Raw genomic sequence first — 15,124 nt, forward strand, 5'->3', positions numbered from 1 at the left:
TACCCACAAACGCACTTGAGGAGCGTACGGGGATGCCCGTTGCACTCGTGGCCCTCGCACTCGGCGGGTTCGGCATCGGCCTGACCGAGTTCGTCATCATGGGCCTGCTCCCGGAGGTGGCAGGCGACTTCGACGTCAGCATCCCGGTCGCCGGGTACCTGATCTCCGGGTACGCGCTGGCCGTGGCGGTCGGGGCGATCTTCCTGACCGCCGCCGTCACCAGGCTTCCGCGCAAGAAGGTCCTGGTCTCGCTGATGTTCCTGTTCATCGCGGGCAACCTGCTCTCGGCCGTCGCCCCGGTCTACGAGCTGATGCTGGCCGGCCGGATCCTCGCCGCGCTCACCCACGGCACGTTCTTCGGCATCGGCTCGGTGGTCGCCGCCGCGCTGGTCCCGCCGAACCGCAAGGCCGGCGCCGTGGCGATCATGTTCACGGGCCTGACCACCGCGAACGTCCTGGGCGTCCCGCTGGGCACGTTCCTGGGGCAGGCGCTGGGATGGCGCTCGACGTTCTGGGCGATCACCGCGATCGGACTGGTCGCGCTGATCGGCATCCAGCTGCTGGTGCCCGGCGCGAAGGTCGACGCCGACGTGGCCCCGACCCGGCTGCGGGCCGAGCTCGCCGCGCTGCGCCACCCGCAGGTGTGGTGGACCGTGGCGATCACGATCCTGGCCTTCGGCGGCATGTTCGGCGCCTTCACCTACATCGCGCCGCTGGTCACCGAGGTCTCCGGCTTCGCGGCGGGCACCGTGCCGTGGCTGATGCTGGTGTTCGGCGTGGGCCTGTTCGCGGGCAACCTGTTCGGCGCGCGGATGGCCGACCGCGATCTCGACGCGACGATGCTGGTGCTGCTGGTCGGATTGACCGCCGTGATGGCGGCTTTCGGGCTCCTCGCCGGGTTCAAGGTGATCACCGTCGTGGCGATCCTGCTGATGGGCGGCTTCGGGTTCGGCACCGTGCCGCCGCTGCAGACCCGAGTCATGACCTACGGCGGCGACGCGCCGACGATGGCCTCGGCCATCAACATCGCGGCGTTCAACGTGGGCAACGCGCTCGGCGCGTGGCTCGGCGGCCTGACCATCGCGGCCGGGCTCGGCTTCACCTCACCGCTGTGGGTCGGCGCCGCGCTGGCCGCCGTCAGCGTCGTCCTGATGGCCACCGCGTCGGCGACCAAGCCGGAAAAGCGCGCGGACACCGCGATTCCGGCCCCGGTCGGCTGATCCGCGCCGGTGGCGCCGCCTCGCCCGCGGCGCCACCGGCTGACCGGGATCAGTAGTCGTCTTCGGGGAAGAACATCTCCTCGAGGTGGTCGGCCGTCTCGGCGACGAAGTTCAGCGGGTCGACGAACTCGTTGATGTCGAGGTTGAGCAGCGGGACGGCGTGCCGGAGCACGACGTGCTCGCCGATGACCACCGCACCGCACACCACCGAGGTCTGGCCCAGCTCGTCGAGGAGCTTGTGCAGGTCGACCTGGTCGGCTCGGCCGATCACCGAGACCACCTGGACCCAGTCCTCGGCGTCGTCGAGCCGCTCGCGGGCGACGATGACGATCTGGCTGCGGTCGTCGTCGTACTCGACGAGGACCCGGATCTCCTCCTCGCCGGACTCGATGATCCGGAACTCCGGCTCTTCCTCGAGTTCCTCGTCGTCATCGTCCTCCGGAGCCGGCCGGTACTCCGTGCGGATGAACTTGCTCAGGTCTTCCCAGGTAGCCACGTGGCCCTCCCAGCGACGGCGCGCATGTCGCGGCGAAGTGTAGGGGATCTTCGGCGGCCTCAGGGAGGTTTCGCGCACGCTGATCGCAACGACGCCGACCGCGCACGACCTGCGACTACCCAAGTCCTTTGTGGGCTCACCAGTTGTTCGTGTTTCCCCTCCGGCCGATCCCGGACCTAGCGTCGGGATCGGGAGTCGATGACGAGGAGGAACGATGGTTTCGGACGGTGTGCGGGACGCGGCCGTGCTGGTCGGCGGAGGTGCGAAGAACCTCGGCGGCCTGCTGTCGCGGACGCTCGCGGAGGACGGCGCGAAGATCGTCGTGCACTACCACAGCGAGTCCTCGGCGCCCGACGCCGAGAAGACCGTGCGAGCGGTGCAGGAAGCCGGCAGCCAGGCCGTCGCGGTGCAGGCCGACCTGACCGCGGTCGCCGACGTGCGGCGGCTCTTCGACACGGCGGTGGACACCTTCGGCGGTCTCGACATCGCGGTGAACACCACGGGGATGGTGCTGCGCAAGCCGATCCTGGAGACCTCGGAGGAGGAGTTCGACCGGATGTTCGCGGTCAACGCGAAGGCCGGCTACTTCTTCATCCAGGAGGCCGGGCGGCGTCTCAACGACGGCGGCAAGATCATCAGCTTGGGCACCTCGCTGCTGGCCGCCTTCACCGACGGTTACTCCACCTACGCCGGTGGCAAGGCCCCGCTGGAGCACTTCACCCGGGCCGCCGCCAAGGAGTTCGCCGATCGCGGGATCTCGGTGAACGTGGTCGCGCCGGGTCCGATGGACACCCCGTTCTTCTACCCGCAGGAGACGCCGGAACGCGTCGAGTTCCACAAGTCCCAGGCGCTGGGCGGGCAGCTGACCAAGATCGAGGACATCGTTCCGATCATCCGGCACCTGGCCACCGAGGGCTGGTGGTTCACCGGGCAGACGCTGTTCCCCAACGGCGGCTACACCACTCGCTGACCGGGGGCGAGCGGGAGCCGGCGTGGACGCGGAGGGGGCGTCCACGCCGGCTCATCGGGGCAACGGGCTGCGCACGTCGCCGACCTGGGGATACGGTCAGCACGTGCGCTGCAACCCGATCCGCTCGGCGGTCCGAACCTGATGACGCTCGACCTGCACAAGCTCGGTCACCTCATCGCGGTCGCGGAAGAGGGCGGATTCACGCGGGCGGCACGACGTCTGCACCTGTCCCAGCAAGCGCTGTCCACCTCGATCCGCGCGCTGGAGCGCGAGGTGGGCGTGGAGCTGCTCGACCGCGCCGGCTCGAAGCTGACCGTCCTGCCCGCCGGTGAAGCGCTGATCGCCGACGCGAGGCTGCTGCACGGCGCCGCCCGGTCGGCGTTGCTGCGCGCCCGGCGGATCGGGCGCGGCGAGACCGACGTGCTGCGGATCGGCCACACGCCCGCGGTCACCGGGGACGAGGTGACCGCGCTGCTGCACCGGGTGCACGACGTGCAGCCCGAGCTGTCCACGCAGGTCAACCAGCGCTACCCGGGCGAGCTCACCGACGGGCTGGTGGCCGGGGAGCTCGACCTCGGGCTGAGCCGCGGCATGACGCCCGACCGCGGGCTGGTCTCCACCACGCTGGCGCACCACCGGCTCCGCGTGGCGGTGGCCGCCGATCACCGGCTCGCGCGGCGCGATTCGGTCGAGCTCGGGGAGCTCGCCGACGAGACGATCGTGGTGTGGGGGTTGCCAGGCCGCTCCGGCTACACCGACCTGCTGATCGAGTGCTGCCGCCAAGCCGGTTTCGAACCGGACATCCGGCGCAATCCCATCCAGGGCACGCCTCCGGTCACCGCGGTGCAGGGCACCGGTGATCTCGCGCTGGTCACCGCGGCCGCAGGACCGGCCGCGGGCGGCACCGTCCGGGTGCTCGACCTGCTCCCGCCCACGTTCGTTCCGCTGCACGCGCTGTGGCCGCAGCACACCAATTCGCCTGCGCGCGAAGACTTCCTGGCCGCCGCCACCGAGGCGTGACGCCCGCACGAGATCCACTGTGGATCTTGTGAAAGTTTCGGCGCCGCAAGGCTTCACGTCCGATCGGACCATCAAACCGCACTGCGAACGGATGATTGACCGGACGTTCAGCACTCCCGTACCGTGCCGAACGATGTCCGACTGGTCGAACATCGTTCGCGACTACGACGGAGATGGGAACCATGGCACTGGCAGCGGACGACCTCAGGTTGTCGATGAACTGGATGGACACGCTCATCCTGGTCATCTACTTCGCCGTGGTCCTCGGCATCGCGCTGGCCGCGCGCCGCAGCGTCAGCAACAGCCTTGACTTCTTCCTGGCAGGCCGAGCGCTGCCGGCGTGGGTCACCGGCTTGGCGTTCGTCTCGGCCAACCTCGGAGCCACCGAGATCCTGGGCATGGCCGCCAACGGCGCGCAGTACGGCGCCTACACGGTGCACTGGTACTGGATCGGCGCGATCCCGGCCATGGTGTTCCTCGGCCTGGTGATGATGCCCTTCTACTACAACTCGAAGGTGCGCAGCGTTCCCGAGTTCCTGCTGCTGCGGTTCAGCCGCTCGTCGCACCTGCTCAGCGCGGTCATCTTCGCGGTCGCCTCGGTGCTGATCGCCGGGGTGAACCTCTACGCGCTGGCGATCGTGCTCAAGGCTCTGCTGGGCTGGCCGCTGCCGATCTCGATCCTGCTGGCGGGGATCTTCGTGCTCGCCTACATCGTTATCGGCGGGCTGTCCTCGGCGATCTACAACGAGGTGCTGCAGTTCTTCGTGATCGTCGCCGCGCTGATCCCGCTGACCGTGCTCGGCCTGGTCCGGGTCGGCGGCATCGACGGGCTGATCGAGAAGGTCACCTCGCAGCAGGGCGAGATGTTCCTGTCCACTTGGGCCGGAACGGGTTTCGGCGAGACCAACCCGCTGGGCACCAACTGGCTGACCATCACCCTCGGCCTCGGTTTCGCGATCTCCTTCGGCTACTGGACGACGAACTTCGCCGAGGTGCAGCGATCCCTGTCGGCCAAGAACCTCTCGGCCGCGCGCAGGACCCCGCTGATCGCGGCGTTCCCGAAGATCTTCATCCCGCTGATCGTGGTGCTGCCGGGCATCATCGCGATGGTCATCGAGCCGACGATCGGCAAGACCGGCGGTTACGACTACAACGACGCGATCCCGATCCTGATGCGCGACCTGCTGCCCAACGGCGTGCTCGGTCTCGCGGTCACGGGCCTGATGGCCTCGTTCATGGCGGGCATGGCGGCCAACGTGTCGAGCTTCAACACGGTGTTCACCACCGACATCTGGCGCGCCTACATCAAGCCGCACATGCCCGACGGGCACTACCTGAAGGTGGGCCGGGCGATCACCGCGATCGGCGTGGTCATCGGCATGGGCACGGCGTTCCTGGCGGCGTCGTTCAGCAACATCATGAACTACATGCAGACGTTGTTCGCCTTCTTCAACGTCCCGCTGTTCGCGACGTTCATCCTGGCCCTGTTCTGGAAGCGGATGACCGCCAAGGCCGGTTTCTGGGGCCTGCTGCTGGGAACCGCGGCACCGATCGCGTTCTACTTCTCCTACCAGGCCGGCATCGTGGAGATGGGCTCGGACCAGGACGCGAACATGACCGCATCGATGATCGCCTTCGCGGTCGACCTGCTGGTCAGCGTCCCGATCGCGCTGGCGACCAAGCCGAAGCCCGCCGCCGAGCTCGAAGGGCTGGTCTACAGCCGGGCCTCCGCCCGGGACAAGGGAGTCCTGGCCGCCGGTGACGACGCGTGGTACCGCAAGCCGGCCGTTCTCGGCTGGAGCGCGCTGATCCTGTCCGCCCTCTGCTACATCCCGTTCACCCTCTAGGAGCCCGCGATGGCCGAAAACCCGCGCGAAGAAACCGAGATCGCTCACCACGCAGCCGAGATCGACGACCTGGTGCGCAAGTCCGGCACGGCGTCGCAGCTCTTCGACGTCCGAACGGTGATCGGCGGCCTGTTCCTCGTCTACGGCCTGCTCATCAGCGCCGCCGGGATCTCCCCCGACGCCGCCGAGCTCGACAAGGCGCAGGGCATCAACATCAACCTGTGGACCGGGCTGTCGATGCTGGTCGTCGGCGCGCTGTTCATCCTCTGGCTGCGGTTGCGCCCGCTGCAGGCGCCGTCGAAGGAGTAGCCGCCCGCGAGACCGGGGCCGTCACCGTCCTCGCCCGACACCGTTGACTCTCATCGTGGGTTGATGTTCATAATGTGAGCCGCGGCTCGCCAGCGCAGTGCAACGGCGCACGACGGAACGGACCCACATGTCAGACACGGCAATCCTGATCAACACGGGCGTGGCGGTGGCGGCCATCGTGCTGCTCATCGTCAGGTTCAAGCTCAACCCGGTGATCGCGCTGGTCCTGGGCGCCTGCTACCTGGGGCTGTCCACCGGACTAGGCGTGGAGAAGACGGTCGACGCGATCACCACCGGGTTCGGCGACATCATGGCCGAGATCGGCCTGCTGGTCGCCTTCGGCGTGCTCATCGGCGCCGTGCTGCGCGATCTGCGGGCCATCGACCGGCTGGTGGAACTGCTGCTGCGCAGCTTCGGCCCCGACCGGTTGCCGCACGCGATGGGACTGACCATCGCGACCTTCCTGCAGTCCATCTTCCTGGACGTGCTGCTGATCATCTCCGCGCCGCTGGCCAGGGCCATCGCCCCGAAGCTCGGCCGCTACGGCACCGCGAGGATGGCCACCGCGCTGGCCATCTCGCTGGAGTGCGGCATCGTGTTCACCGTTCCCGGCGTCGGCGCGCTGGCGCTCGCCGGGCTGCTGCACGTGCCGCTGGGCACCTACCTGCTCTACGGGCTGGTCGTGATCATCCCGACCGTGGCGATCTCGATCTCGCTGATGACCTTCGTGCTCACCCGGGGCTGGTGGAAGCCCGAGCTCGACGAGCTGCCCGCCACCGCCCCGGACGAACCGGTCCGCACCGAAGGGCCCGGCGCGATGGTCGCGCGGGACACCGGCGAGCAGGCGCCGCTGCTGCTGTCCTTCGGCCCCCTGCTGGCCGCCCTGCTGCTCATCGCCGCCGGTGCCCTCGCCGACGCGGTGGGCCTGAACAACCCCGTGCTGGCACTGCTGTCGGATCCGGTCGTCGCCCTGCTGCTCGGACTGGTCGGCACCTGCTTGGTCGGCCTCCGCCACCTGGGCCAGTCCGCGCTGGACGCCTCGCTGAGCCGCGGATTGCGGGACAGCGGGCAGATCCTGCTGCTCAACGGCGTCGGCGGCTGCCTCGCGGGAGTCATCGACCAGGCCGGTCTCGGCGACATCCTGGGCGAGTTCTTCTCCGCCAACACCTTCGCCCCGCTGCTCGTGGTCTGGCTGATGGCCGCCGTCCTGCACGTGGCGGTCGGCTCGGTGACCATCTCCGCGATCACCGCGGCCGGTCTGCTCGCCCCGCTGGCGCCCGTCCTGGGGGTCAACCCGGTGCTCATCGCGCTCGCAGCGGGAGCCGGTTCGCTGTTCATGGTCCACCTGACCAGCAACACCTTCTGGTTGCTGCAGTCGCTGCTCGGCCAGACCACCCGAGGCGCCCTCAAAACCTGCTCGGTCGGCGTGTCGGTCGCCTCGGTGGTGGCCATGGGACCCGTCCTGGCGCTCAGCCTCGTTCTGTAGGAACACCTTTCGCGAAGAGGGAAGCAATGGGCAACGACAGCACCCGGTATCCGCTGGAGGGCGTGCGCGTCCTCGAACTGGGCAACTACATCGCCGCGCCGACGGCCGGCCGGATGCTGGCCGACTTCGGCGCCGAAGTCATCAAGGTCGAGCGGCCGGGCACCGGCGACGAGCTGCGCGGCTGGCGGCTGCACGGCGGCTCCACGTCGATGTTCTTCCACACGATCAACCGGAACAAGAAGTCCGTGGTCCTGGACCTGCGCAGCGACGAGGGAAGAGCGACCGTGCTGGAGCTGGTCCGGCACTGCGACGTGGTCCTGGAGAACTTCCGCCCCGGCACGCTGGAGAAGTGGGGCCTGGGACCGGAGGCGCTGGGAGCCGCCAACCCCGACGTGGTGCTGGCCCGCATCTCCGGATTCGGCCAGACCGGACCGCTCTCGCAGCGACCGGGGTTCGCCGCGGTCGCCGAGGCGATGGGCGGCATGCGGGAGCTCGTCGGCGAGGCCGACCGGCCGCCCTCGCGGGTCGGGGTGTCCATCGGGGACTCCATCGCCGGTCTCCACGCTGCCTTCGGGATCGTCGTCTCGCTGCTGGAGCGCAGGTCGGGGCGCGGAACCGGAACGCCGCTGGCCGACCGGGTCGTCGACATCGCCCTGCACGAATCGGTCTTCTCGATGATGGAGTCGCTGGTCCCCGACCACCTCGCCCACGGGGTGCGGCGGCAGCGCGTCGGCGGCCGGATGGAGGGCATCGCGCCCACCAACGCCTACCCGTGCGGTGACGGCAGCAGCGTGGTCATCGCGGGCAACGGCGATTCGATCTTCCGCCGCTACATGCAGGCGATCGGGCGTCCCGACCTGGCCGAAGACCCGGATCTGGCGACCAACGCCGGGCGCTGGGCGCGCCGCGACGAACTGGACCGGGCCATCGGCGACTGGACCTCCGCCCGCTCCCGCGACGCCGTGCTGGCGGCCCTGGACGAGGCGGGCGTGCCCGCGGGCCCGATCTACACCGCCGCCGACATCTGCGAGGACGAGCAGTACCGGGCGCGGGACATGATCCAGGACATGCGCGTGGACACCGGCGGCGACGAGCCGGTCGACGTCGGGTTCCCCGGGGTCGTGCCGGTCATCGGCCGCACCTCGCTGCCGCTGCGCACACCGGGCCCCGAGCTCGGGGAGCACACCGCGGAGGTGCTCGGTTCGCTGCTGTGCACGACGTCCGAGAACATCGAGGAGCGGAAATGACGCACGGATTCCGGCCGCAGGCCGCGCTGCGGGACGTGACGCTGCGCGACGGCCTGCAGCTGACCGGCAAGCAGCTGTCCACCGACCGCAAGGTCTCGATCGTCCGGGAGCTGCTCGCGCTGGGCGTGCCGAGCGTCGAGGTCGGTTCGCTGGCTCGCCCCGACCTGGTCCCCTCGATGGCCAACACGCTGGAGGTCGTCGAGGCGCTGACCGCCGAGGAGCGGGCGCGCTGCTGGGTGTGGGTGGCGACGCCGCGCCACGTGGAGCGGGCCGCCGCTGCCGGGGCGGTCAACTTCCAGTACTGCCTGTCGGCCTCGGACGCGCACAACCGGGCCAACATCGGACGGTCCACTGAGGACAGCCTGGCCGCGATGCCGCGCGCCGTGGAGCTGAGCCGGGAGGCGGGTGGCCGGATCCAGCTGTGCATCGCCACCGCGTTCACCTGCCCCTTCGACGGCTACGTGCCCGAGCAGCGGGTGCTGGACATCGCCGCCGATCCGCGCGCCGACGGCGCCGCCGACGTCGTCCTGGCGGACACCCTGGGCCAAGCCGTCCCCGCGCAGGTCAGCAGCCTGGTCACGCAGGTCGCCGAGCGGACCCCGCAGCGCCGGATCGTCTACCACGGGCACGACACGTGGGGGCTGGGCGTGGCCAACACGCTGGCCGCCGTCCAGGCCGGGGCGGAGGAGGTCGACGGGGCGCTGGGCGGTCTCGGCGGCTGCCCGTTCGCGCCCGGTGCCAGCGGCAACGCCGCCACCGAGGACCTGCTGTTCGCGCTGCGCCCGGACTGGCTGGGCACCGAGGTCTTCGCCCGGCTGGTCGCGCTGTCCGCCGGAGTGCTCGACGAGCTCGGCGAACCCGACCGCTCGCGCGCCGCGCAGGGCTCCCGGTCCAGCGCCACCGCGTTCCCGTGGGCGCTGGGCACCGAGGAGACCTGCCGGTGAGAGGTCAGCGCGGGAGCCGGCCGCCCAGCGCGCGCGTGATGCGCTCGGCGTGCTCGATCAGCACGTCGATCCACGCCTCGCACTGCTCGTGGGGCATCCGCAGCGTCGGTCCGTGCACCATCACCGCGCCGAGGAGTTCGGCGCTCGAGTCGAAAACCGGTGCGGCCAGGCCGGAAGCGCCGTCGACCCGCTCGCCGACGGTGATCGCGTAGCCGTCGGCGGCGGTCTTCTTGATCAGCCGGGCGAGCTCGTCCCTGTCGGTCACGGTGCTCTCGGTCAGCTGCGGAAGCTCTTCCGCCAGCGCGCGTTCGGCCGACCCGGATCCCCACGCGAGCAGGACCCGGCCGGCCGAGCCGACCGTGATCGGCGCGATGCTGCCGACCGAGACCTCCCGGCGCAGCGCGTGGCGGGTCTCGGCGACCGCCACGCACACCCGGTGCGTTCCCTCGGCGCGGAAGAAGCACGCCGTCTCACCGGTGATGTCGCGGAGGTCCTTGAGCACCGGGTTGACCACGCCCAGCACGTCCAGGTCCTTGCCGGCCGCCGCGCCCCAGTAGGCCATCCGGACGCCGATGCGGAACCGGTCCTCCGCGCGGTCCAGGAATCCGTGCGCGACGAGGTTGGTCACCAGCCGCTGCACCGTGGACTGCGGCAACCCGGTGATCTGCTGGATCTCCCGCAGGCTCAGCTCGGGGCGGCTCAGCGTGAAGGCGTTGAGGATCTCGGCGATCTTGCCCAAGACCAGCAGCGGACGCTGCGCCGCACCGCCCGAATCGTGTTCCTCCGGCATGTCCTGAAGATACGGCAGACGCGGTCGCCCGTTCCGGCAAGACCGGACCCGCGGTTGGTGCTTTCGGTTGATCTCGGTTTCCCGGCGGTCGATCACCGGGTACCGCCTCGGGCGAGGGAAGGAGACGTCCGATGACATCGTTGCTGACGTTCCTGATCGCCGGAGTCCTCCTGGTCGCCGTGGACGGGCATCTGCTGCGGCGCAGCGGCACCGCCTACCTCCGCGAGCTCGGGGACAACGCCGGTCCGCTGAACCAGCTGGTGACCGTCGTGTTCCACCTGGCGACGCTCGGCCTGGTCGCGCTCATCGCGATCCTGCCGATGGACCTGGGCGGCGAGCCCAAGACCGTGGTCGGCCGGATCGGCGTGCTGCTGCTGGTCCTGGCCGTGGCGCACGCCCTGACGATCTGGACCTTCGGCCGCATTCGCGCTCGCCACGAATCCGAGTTGCTCACGGCCGAAGTCGCGCGGCGGAGCTGACGCGGGTCAGGCCGGGTCGCCGCGCTCGCCGAACCAGTGGGCGAGGCGGCCTCGGCGGCTGACCGCGCGGAGCCGGTTCTCGGTGGCCTGGCGCTGGGCGACGGTGGTGACGATGAACAGCTCGTCACCGGTTTCGATGCCGGTCTCCGGGCTGGGGACGAAGGTGTGCCGGTCACGGATGATCAGGGTGACCACGCCGGGCTCCGGCAACCGGAGCTCGCGCACCGTGACCGCGTGCATGGCCGAGTCCGGCGGCACCGACATCGACAGCAGTTCGGCGTCGAGGACGTCCAGCGGGGCGGCCTCGACCTGGACCTCCCGCGTGGCCTCGCGCGGGAGGATGCGCAGCCACCGGGCCAGCGGCCGCAAGCTCGGGCCCTGCACGACGGTGAACACCATGACCAGCACGAACACGACGTCCAGCAGCCGCTGGCCGTTCGGGACGCCGTGCACGACCGGGAAGGTGGCGAGCACGATCGGCACCGCGCCGCGCAGCCCCGCCCAGGACAGGAACGCCTGCTCCCGCAACGGCACCCGGAACCAGACCAGCGACAGCACCACCGCCAGCGGTCGCGCGAGCAGCAGCAGCACCAGCCCGATGACCAGCCCGGGGATGATCTCCACCGTCAGGCGGGAGGGCGTGACCAGCAGGCCGAGCAGCACGAACAGCCCGATCTGGGCCAGCCAGGCGAGCCCTTCGGCGAACGACCGGGTCGCCGAGCGGTGCGGCAGCCCGCTGTTGGCCAGCACCACACCGCACAGGTAGGCGGCGATGAAACCGCTGGCGTGCACGGTGCCGGACGCGGCGAAGGCCACGAACCCGAGCCCGAAGGAGGCCAGCGGGTACAGCCCGGACGCGGGCAGCGCGATGCGCGGCAGCACCACGGCGCCCAGGAACCCGACGCCGAGCCCGAGCAGCGCCCCGACGCTCAGCTGGTACCCGAGGCTCGCGATGACCTGTCCCGGCGAGAACACCAGCGGGGTCACGCTGAACAGCAGCACCAGGATCACCGTGGGGGCGTCGTTGAAACCCGACTCGGCCTCCAGCAGTCCGGCCACGCGCCGGGGCAGCGGCAGCACCCGCAGAACCGAGAACACCGCCGCGGAGTCCGTCGAGGACACGATCGCGCCGAGCAGCAGCGCCAGCTGCCAGTCGAAGCCCAGCAGGAAGTGCGCCCCCGCGGCGGTGACGACGAGGCTGACGCCGATGCCGACGGTGGCCAGGATCCCGGCGGGTGCCACGAGTTTTCGCACGTCCGACCACTTCGTGGTCAGACCGCCATCGACGAGGATCACCGCCAGCGCCGTCGTGCCCAGGTTGCGGGCCAGTTCGGCGTCGTCGAAGTCGATGCCGATCCCGTCCTCGCCGAGCACCACGCCAAGCGCGAGGAACAGCAGCAGGCTGGGCAGGCCCGCCCCGCGCGCGACGCGGGTGCCCACGACACCCGCCAGCAGCACCAAGGCACCAGCGAGCAGCGCCCAGTACAGCTGCTCCAACGACATGTGACCCCCGCTACACAATCGGCCAGTGATACTAGTCAATCGCTTCACCGGCCACCGGAAACGGGCTCCTCAACCATCCACGGCGCGCACAAGCGAGCAAGCCGTGATCGACCTCTCTGGCGCGGTGCCACCGGGGCACGTTATTTTACTCGTCAGTAGGTAATGCCCGGCCGAAGCCGGCCGATTGGAGACGCACCGTGTCAAACGCCCATCGGGGACAGGCTGGCGGCGCTCGGAAGCGCGACGCCATGGGCCTCGGCCTCGCCGCCCTGACCAAGATCGCCAGCGCGCCGATCATCGACAAGTTCGGGCTGCGCAAGCAGTTCGAGACCCTGGTGCAGTCGGGCACCAGGACCGGCTTCAAGGCCGCCGGCGCCGCGACCAGGTCCTTCAAGAAGATCCAGGGCCACAACAAGCCCGCGCGCCTGACCCCCGCCCCGGCCAAGGACCTCTTCGACCTCGAACCCGACGAGGAGCAGTCGCTCATCGCCGAGACGGTCCAGGAGTTCGCCGCCGAGCAGCTGAGGCCCGCCGCCGTGGACGCCGACGCCAAGCTCGCCCCGCCGGCCGACCTGCTGGAGCGCTCCGCCGAACTGGGGCTCAGCGCGGTCGGCATCCCCGAGTCCCTCGGCGGCATCGGCACCGAACGCTCCGCGGTCACCAACGTGCTGGTCACCGAGGCCCTCGCGCACGGCGACATGGGCCTGGCCATCTCGGTGCTCGCGCCCTCGGCAGTCTCGACCGCGCTCACGCTGTGGGGCGACGAGGACCAGCAGGCCACCTACCTGCCCGCCTTCGCCGGCGAGAACGTGCCCGCCGCCGCGCTGGCGCTCCAGGAGCACGTCGCGCTCGGCGACCCGCTCAAGCCGAGCACCACCGCCAAGCGCACCCCGAAGGGCTACCAGCTCACCGGCGTGAAGTCGCTGGTCCCGCGCGCCGCGCAGGCCGAGCTGTTCATCATCTCGGCGAACCTCGACGGAAGCCCCGCGCTGTTCCTCGTGGAGTCCTCCACCTCCGGGCTGTCCGTCGAAGCCGAACCGGCCATGGGCCTGCGCTCGGCGGCGACCGGCAAGGTCCACCTGGACCAGGTCGACGTCCCGGTGACCGCGCTGCTCGGCGAGGGCAAGCTCGACGTGTTCACCGACCTCGTCCGGCTCTCCCGGCTGGCCTGGGCCGCGCTCGCGGCCGGCACCGGCAAGGCCGTGCTCGACTACGTCATCCCCTACGTCAACGAGCGCACCGCGTTCGGCGAGCCGATCAGCCACCGCCAGGCCGTGGCCTTCAGCGTCGCCGACATCGGCATCGAGCTGGAGAGCATCCGGCTGACCACGCTGCGCGCCGCCGCGCGCGCCGAGCAGGGCAAGCCGTTCGCCCGCGAAGCCGCCCTGGCCCGGAAGCTGGCCACCGACAAGGGAATGCTCATCGGCAACGCGGGTGTGCAGCTGCTCGGCGGCCACGGCTACACCAAGGAACACCCCGTGGAGCGCTGGTACCGCGACCTGCGGTCCATCGGCGTGATGGAAGGCGCGGTCCTCGTCTGAGGACCTTCGAGACGCGAAGGACTCTTTTCTCATGATCAATCTTGAGGTCCCGAAGAAGGCGACCGCGCTGGTCAACCAGGCGTACCAGGCCGCTTCCGAGGTGTTCCGCCCGATCTCGCGCAAGTACGACCGCGCCGAGCACGAGTACCCCAAGGAGCTCGACACCCTCGCCGCGCTGCTGGACGGGCTGAACTCCTCCGGTGAAGGCGGCGCGGGCGCGGCCGGCGTGCGCAAGGGCGGCGACGACGCCGCCAAGGGCAACCGCAACGGCGCCAACCTGAACCTGGTGCTGGGCACCATCGAGATGTGCTGGGGCGACGTGGCGATGCTGCTGGCCATGCCGCGCCAGGGCCTGGGCAACGCGGCGATCGCCTCGGTCGCCAACGAGGAGCAGGCCAAGCGCTTCGCGCAGGTGTGGGCGGCGATGGCCATCACCGAGCCGCACACCGGTTCCGACTCGGCCAACATCACCACCACCGCCGAGCGCGACGGCGACGAGTACGTCCTCAACGGCGAGAAGATCTTCGTCACCGCCGGTGGACGCGCCGACACCGTGGTCGTGTGGGCGACGCTGGACAAGTCCCTCGGCCGCGCGGCGATCAAGTCGTTCGTGGTGGAGAAGACCCGTCCGGGCATCAAGGTCGAGCGCCTGGAGCACAAGCTCGGCATCAAGGCCTCCGACACCGCCGTCATCCGGCTGGACAACTGCCGGGTGCCGAAGGAGAACCTGCTCGGTTCCCCGGAGATCGACACCAAGTCCGGGTTCGCCGGGGTCATGCAGACCTTCGACAACACCCGGCCGCTGGTCGCCGCGATGGCCATCGGCGTGGCGCGGGCCGCGCTGGAGGAGACCGCGAAGGTCCTCGCCGAGGCGGGCGTAACGGTCGACTACGACCGCCCGGCCAACTCCCAGCACGCCGCCGCTGCTGCGTACCTGCAGCTGGAGGCCGACTACGAGGCCGCGTACCTGCTGACGCTGCAGGCCGCGTGGATGGCCGACAACCGCAAGCCGAACTCGCTGCAGGCGTCGATGGCCAAGGCCAAGGCCGGCCGCTCGGTCGTCGACATCACCCTGCGCTGCGTCGAGCTCTGCGGCACCGTCGGCTACACCGAGGAGTCGCTGCTGGAGAAGTGGGCCCGCGACTCGAAGATCCTCGACATCTTCGAGGGCACCCAGCAGATCCAGCAGCTCATCGTCGCCCGCCGCCTCCTCGGCAAGTCCAGCGCCGAGCTCAAGTAACCCCCCGTCCCACCCCGACAACCGGGGGTGGG

At 70.2% G+C, this 15,124-nt stretch carries 14 protein-coding genes; 11 read left to right on the top strand and 3 right to left on the bottom strand.

The window, feature by feature from the left end; all coding sequences use genetic code 11:
• Positions 1 to 32: 32 nt before the first annotated feature.
• Positions 33 to 1,220 (top strand): MFS transporter, encoded by a 1,188-nt coding sequence (locus E1202_RS06295; RefSeq protein ID WP_132681607.1) that lies wholly within the window; start codon positions 33 to 35, stop codon positions 1,218 to 1,220.
• A gap of 49 nt (positions 1,221 to 1,269) precedes the next feature.
• Here the strand turns inward: E1202_RS06295 and E1202_RS06300 are convergent, their stop codons facing one another.
• Complete coding sequence (locus E1202_RS06300; RefSeq protein ID WP_132681608.1) at positions 1,270 to 1,716, bottom strand: hypothetical protein; 447 nt, start codon at positions 1,714 to 1,716, stop codon at positions 1,270 to 1,272.
• Between the two features lie 214 nt (positions 1,717 to 1,930).
• Between E1202_RS06300 and E1202_RS06305 the strand changes: the two genes are divergently transcribed.
• From E1202_RS06305 to E1202_RS06335, 7 genes are all read left to right on the top strand, one after another.
• A complete protein-coding gene (locus tag E1202_RS06305) occupies positions 1,931 to 2,686 on the top strand; it encodes an SDR family oxidoreductase (RefSeq protein ID WP_132681609.1) in 756 nt (251 codons plus the stop codon).
• A 141-nt stretch (positions 2,687 to 2,827) separates the two neighbouring features.
• The gene (locus E1202_RS06310) at positions 2,828 to 3,706 is read left to right on the top strand and encodes a LysR family transcriptional regulator (protein WP_132681610.1); all 879 of its coding nucleotides are present in this window, start codon (positions 2,828 to 2,830) and stop codon (positions 3,704 to 3,706) included.
• A gap of 182 nt (positions 3,707 to 3,888) precedes the next feature.
• Complete coding sequence (locus E1202_RS06315) at positions 3,889 to 5,553, top strand: sodium:solute symporter family protein (protein WP_132681611.1); 1,665 nt, start codon at positions 3,889 to 3,891, stop codon at positions 5,551 to 5,553.
• A 9-nt stretch (positions 5,554 to 5,562) separates the two neighbouring features.
• Positions 5,563 to 5,862, top strand: a complete 300-nt coding sequence (locus E1202_RS06320; protein WP_132681612.1) for a hypothetical protein — start codon at positions 5,563 to 5,565, stop codon at positions 5,860 to 5,862.
• Positions 5,863 to 5,989: 127 nt separating this feature from the next.
• Positions 5,990 to 7,348, top strand: a complete 1,359-nt coding sequence (locus E1202_RS06325; RefSeq protein ID WP_132681613.1) for a GntP family permease — start codon at positions 5,990 to 5,992, stop codon at positions 7,346 to 7,348.
• A 26-nt stretch (positions 7,349 to 7,374) separates the two neighbouring features.
• Positions 7,375 to 8,595 (top strand): CaiB/BaiF CoA transferase family protein, encoded by a 1,221-nt coding sequence (locus E1202_RS06330; protein ID WP_132681614.1) that lies wholly within the window; start codon positions 7,375 to 7,377, stop codon positions 8,593 to 8,595.
• Positions 8,592 to 9,539, top strand: coding sequence for a hydroxymethylglutaryl-CoA lyase (locus tag E1202_RS06335; RefSeq protein ID WP_132681615.1), 948 nt, complete (start codon positions 8,592 to 8,594; stop codon positions 9,537 to 9,539). The genes E1202_RS06330 and E1202_RS06335 overlap by 4 nt, the downstream gene beginning before the upstream one ends.
• A gap of 4 nt (positions 9,540 to 9,543) precedes the next feature.
• Here the strand turns inward: E1202_RS06335 and E1202_RS06340 are convergent, their stop codons facing one another.
• Positions 9,544 to 10,329 (bottom strand): IclR family transcriptional regulator, encoded by a 786-nt coding sequence (locus E1202_RS06340; RefSeq protein ID WP_132681616.1) that lies wholly within the window; start codon positions 10,327 to 10,329, stop codon positions 9,544 to 9,546.
• A gap of 131 nt (positions 10,330 to 10,460) precedes the next feature.
• Between E1202_RS06340 and E1202_RS06345 the strand changes: the two genes are divergently transcribed.
• Positions 10,461 to 10,808 (top strand): hypothetical protein, encoded by a 348-nt coding sequence (locus tag E1202_RS06345; protein ID WP_132681617.1) that lies wholly within the window; start codon positions 10,461 to 10,463, stop codon positions 10,806 to 10,808.
• Positions 10,809 to 10,814: 6 nt separating this feature from the next.
• On the opposite strand, the gene E1202_RS06350 is transcribed toward E1202_RS06345, so the two are convergent.
• Entirely contained in the window at positions 10,815 to 12,305 is a 1,491-nt protein-coding gene (locus E1202_RS06350) for a potassium/proton antiporter (RefSeq protein WP_408006095.1), read from the bottom strand.
• Positions 12,306 to 12,559: 254 nt separating this feature from the next.
• On the opposite strand from E1202_RS06350, the gene E1202_RS06355 reads away from it, so the two are divergent.
• Complete coding sequence (locus E1202_RS06355; protein ID WP_132681695.1) at positions 12,560 to 13,852, top strand: acyl-CoA dehydrogenase family protein; 1,293 nt, start codon at positions 12,560 to 12,562, stop codon at positions 13,850 to 13,852.
• Positions 13,853 to 13,883: 31 nt separating this feature from the next.
• Entirely contained in the window at positions 13,884 to 15,092 is a 1,209-nt protein-coding gene (locus E1202_RS06360; protein ID WP_132681619.1) for an acyl-CoA dehydrogenase family protein, read from the top strand.
• Positions 15,093 to 15,124 lie beyond the last annotated feature (32 nt).

Origin of the sequence: Saccharopolyspora karakumensis (genome assembly GCF_004349225.1) — a bacterium.
GTDB lineage: Bacteria > Actinomycetota > Actinomycetes > Mycobacteriales > Pseudonocardiaceae > Saccharopolyspora > Saccharopolyspora endophytica.